This is a genomic window from Paenibacillus radicibacter (assembly GCF_024721995.1).
In the GTDB taxonomy this organism is placed as follows: domain Bacteria; phylum Bacillota; class Bacilli; order Paenibacillales; family NBRC-103111; genus Paenibacillus_AM; species Paenibacillus_AM radicibacter.
In genome coordinates this window covers 1-3,928 of the sequence record NZ_JANQBC010000029.1, presented here as the reverse complement: position 1 = coordinate 3,928, position 3,928 = coordinate 1, and the positions used below count along the sequence as shown (strand labels likewise).

General features: G+C 40.7%; 5 protein-coding genes. 1 reads left to right on the top strand and 4 read right to left on the bottom strand.

The features are described from left to right. The 4 genes from NV379_RS25765 to NV379_RS25750 form a co-directional block, all read right to left on the bottom strand. Positions 1 to 237, bottom strand: a 237-nt coding sequence (locus NV379_RS25765) for a cyclic-di-AMP receptor (RefSeq protein WP_258210194.1), incomplete at its 3' end; no start/stop codon positions are given. A gap of 248 nt (positions 238 to 485) precedes the next feature. Continuing rightward, entirely contained in the window at positions 486 to 1,133 is a 648-nt protein-coding gene (gene tmk, locus NV379_RS25760) for a dTMP kinase (RefSeq protein WP_258210061.1), read from the bottom strand. A 206-nt stretch (positions 1,134 to 1,339) separates the two neighbouring features. Continuing rightward, complete coding sequence (locus NV379_RS25755; protein ID WP_258210062.1) at positions 1,340 to 2,818, bottom strand: aminotransferase class I/II-fold pyridoxal phosphate-dependent enzyme; 1,479 nt, start codon at positions 2,816 to 2,818, stop codon at positions 1,340 to 1,342. Between the two features lie 107 nt (positions 2,819 to 2,925). Next, entirely contained in the window at positions 2,926 to 3,096 is a 171-nt protein-coding gene (locus NV379_RS25750) for a sigma factor G inhibitor Gin (RefSeq protein WP_258210065.1), read from the bottom strand. 172 nt (positions 3,097 to 3,268) lie between these two features. Between NV379_RS25750 and NV379_RS25745 the strand changes: the two genes are divergently transcribed. Continuing rightward, on the top strand, positions 3,269 to 3,766 hold the full coding sequence (locus NV379_RS25745) for a hypothetical protein (RefSeq protein WP_258210063.1): 498 nt from the start codon (positions 3,269 to 3,271) through the stop codon (positions 3,764 to 3,766). The last annotated feature ends 162 nt before the right edge of the window (positions 3,767 to 3,928 follow it).

Sequence of the window (3,928 nt, the reverse complement as noted above, 5' to 3'; positions counted from 1 at the left end):
TCCTCCCATTGGTGAAACGGGCGTTACAAGCTGATCGCGAACTTTGCAGTTGGTCTGAATAATCTTGAATACTTCCTGTACACGTTCATCTTCAACACCTACCATAAAAGTGGTATTACCTGCTCTTAGAAAACCGCCAGTAGATGCTAATTTAGTTGCACGAATGCCTGCTTTTATTAATGCATTGGATAAGCGATTGCTGTCTTTATCTTGAACCACAGCGACAAGAAGTTTCACGGATATCCCGTCCTTTCATTATAATAGATAATAGCCGTTTTGGCTTACGTATAATCCCTGTTACCAATAATTGTGCCTACATCTATATAAATTAGACATCAAACAGGAATAATCCTGCATTTATCCTGTTTTATATATTATACTCCACTCCAGCCCATTTGCTCCAACCTGCTCGTACCTAAATATTAAAGAATCTTACAATAAAATTAATCCTATTAAAAAACACCTCATATTGAGGTGTTTTACATTTAATTTAATGTGTTTACTTCGTTCAATTTGTTCATGATCAGCTGATTGACCTCTGCACAGATTTTATCCGGTGTACGCTCTGCATTTACTTTTACAATCCGATTCGGGTATTTATCCAGTAAGATCTGATAGCCTTCATACACTTTATCGTGAAAATGATTCGTCTCCATATCCAGTCGATCCACATCACGACTTGCATTCGCATGAATTCTCGCGAGTCCAACCGCTGGCGTTACATCCATAAAGATGGTCATATCTGGCATACAGCCATCAATCGCGAATTGATTCATGCTATAAACTTCATCCATACCTAGCCCACGAGCATGACCTTGATAAGCAAGACTGCTATCAATAAATCGATCACACAGCACAACTTGATCGTTAGCCAGTGCAGGTATGACTTTCTCGACTAAATGTTGACGACGCGCTGCTGCATACAACAAAGCTTCTGTACGTCCGTCCATCATCGTATGCACCGGATCAAGAATAATGGTACGAATCTTCTCCGAGATTTGAATACCCCCAGGCTCTCTTGTTAATACCACTTCTATCCCTAGCGCTTCCAAATGAGCAGCGACCTCTTTAATAACTGTCGTCTTTCCTGCCCCTTCTCCGCCTTCAAATGTAATAAACAACCCTTTGTTCACAATCGTTAACCCCTTCCGAATCTTGCTGACGTTCGAGTGTGTTCAAAAAGGTGGATCACTGCGAAAAATGAGGGTGCTTCCGGTCACTGTCTCAATCATGAATTTTGAATTTATTTAATGGTATTTTCATGATTTCAAAGGCGAACGCTACGCTCCTCCAACACCCTCATTCTTCTTCGTTTAACTTTTTGAATACACTCTAGCTATTATTTAATTACATTAACCATTCTTGTATTACCGACTTCAGATCCTTGAATTCGAACATTCGCTTCTATTAACAGCTGGATATAGGCAGCAATATCACTGGTGATAATCTCTCCTGTATACACAATCGGGATACCCGGTGGATATGGAATGATCATCTCTGCAGATTTCCTACCAATCGCTTGAGATAATTCAACTATCTCATATTGCTCTTCGAATATAGGGAAAGAATCAAATTGGACAGGCTGAGATAGACGAATCGAATTTTCCTTGTTAATACGTAGGGACTCTACTCTCTTCGCCTCTAATTGACATGTTGTTTCATCTATAGCATGGATAGCTTCATTCATCTCACTTTCCATATCTTCGAATGCTCGTACCACTCGCTCTGCGTCCTCCATCGTTGAATGGAGTGTGAACAGCAGCAACACATGGTTAAGGTCTGACATCTCTGGATAGCAGCCTCTTTGCTCTAATGCTTGCGCAAGTGCTGGACCGCTTAAGATCCGACTTGTATCTGTCACCGTTATTTTAAAAGGATCCTGAGTATACGACCCATCCCCCTGATAAATCCGAAACCTTGGGTACTTACTCATCTGCTTGCAAAAATAATGGATTACCTCAAGACCCTGCCCAATTAATTGTTCACCTCTTGTGTCTATCTCTAGGCGAGCTAAATCAATTGATGCCATTAAAGGATAAGAGGGACTAGAGCTTTGCAGCATCGCTAATCTCTGCTTGATGATTCTCCGATCGATGCGGGTACCTTGAATATGGAGCATAGCCCCCATTGTCATCGCTGATAACATCTTATGGGTTGATTGCACAACAATATCAGCGCCAGCAGTTAGTGCCGACTCAGGTAAGTCAGCATGAAATCCATAATGTGCACCATGTGCTTCATCAATAAGCAATGGTATGTCATAATCATGCACCATATCAGCCATAGCCCGTAGGTCAATGCCCATTCCATAATAATTCGGATTCGTAAGGAGTACACCCTTTGCTTGTGGATAACGTTCTAGTGCTTCTCTTATATCTTGGATATCCACACCTAAAGTTCGTCCACTTTCCTCTTCATACCCAGGATCTACAAATACAGCTTGCGCACTTGCTAACATTAATCCATGAATGACTGACTTATGCACATTGCGCTGAACAATGAGAATATCTCCCGGTCTGCAAAGAGACATAACCATTGCCAAGTTACCAACTGTGCTGCCACCAACTAGAAAATGAGTCTCTCCCGCACCAAAACATGCTGCCGCGAGCTGCTGTGCTTCAAGAATCGACTCTTCAGGGTGATGCAGGTCATCCATTCCAGTAATTTCTGTTGCATCAATTGCCATCACATCACTGTAATAGGCAGCTGCTTCACTTTCTAGTCCCTGACCAAACTTATGTCCCGGTACATGAAGCGATATCAGATTACTTTGAGCATGTTCTACTAATCTATCAAACAGAGGCGCTCGACTTTTCACTTGCGCGTCCACCTACTTTATCATCTAGTTCCATTATTATAAGTGATAATAAGCAAACAAAAAAGCTTCCTGCTCAGAAGCCTTCAGATGCGATTCCATCGCTTCATTTATGCATTTTTCAGAATTAAATTCTGCTTCAATTGTCCGATAAAAAAAGGATACCGTTCATCCATCACATCGGTTCTGACCATTTCAGATTCACAATCATCACATATAAATTCAGATAAAATAAAAATTCCGTCAGGTTTCGCTTGCGAACATATGATACACATTGGCATCTCCACTAGCACTTGTTCGCTTTCTTTCAGCTCTTTCATTTCTTCGAACTCTTCCATTCCAATATCCCCCCTACTCTTTTAACTATCAGTATTTCCGATTTAGAAGCTTTTAAACTTATATTTTGATCCCTATATACCGATATAGAAATATAGTTTGTCATGGAGGCTCAACATGGAATCAACCATATACAGTTACCGTTTAGTCAAAAAAATACCCCATCATCTGATATTCGAATTACTATTCGCCTTATTATTTTTACTTTTATTCTTATGGAACCTCACCCAAAACCGGGCGCTTCCTTACATCATATGCTATCCTGCGGTCTTTGTGCTTCATATTGTGATAACACAATGTTACCGAACATTCATCTGGAGTCCAACCAAAGGCATTTGGAGCTTCAAGTTCGGTATTTACTGGTGTGGATTACTACCTGATGGCTATACGCCTTTGCAAAAAATTATTAAAATCCAACTTCATTTACTCGCAATCGGACTGTTCATGATCGCAATAACGGTCCCATGGCTTGGAGGGGTACATGCGTTGAACTTATTATATATTCATTTATGGATCATGCTTCCACGACTATGGGTGTTATGGCGTAGTAAACCTTACAAAGTAGAAGGACTAATTAAGATTAGTGCACGAGATAGTTCTTGTTATTTGCAGTAGGCTTATGATGTGGGCAATAGAAAAATACCCTCGAGCTCTTCACTACTTTAGTGGAATGACTCGAGGGTTTTCTATTGAGCAGCCCCGTTCGAAAACACAAAAAAACTGCTACTCCTAAGAGTAACAGCTTTTTCTCTTTTGCTCGGCAACGTCCTACTCTCC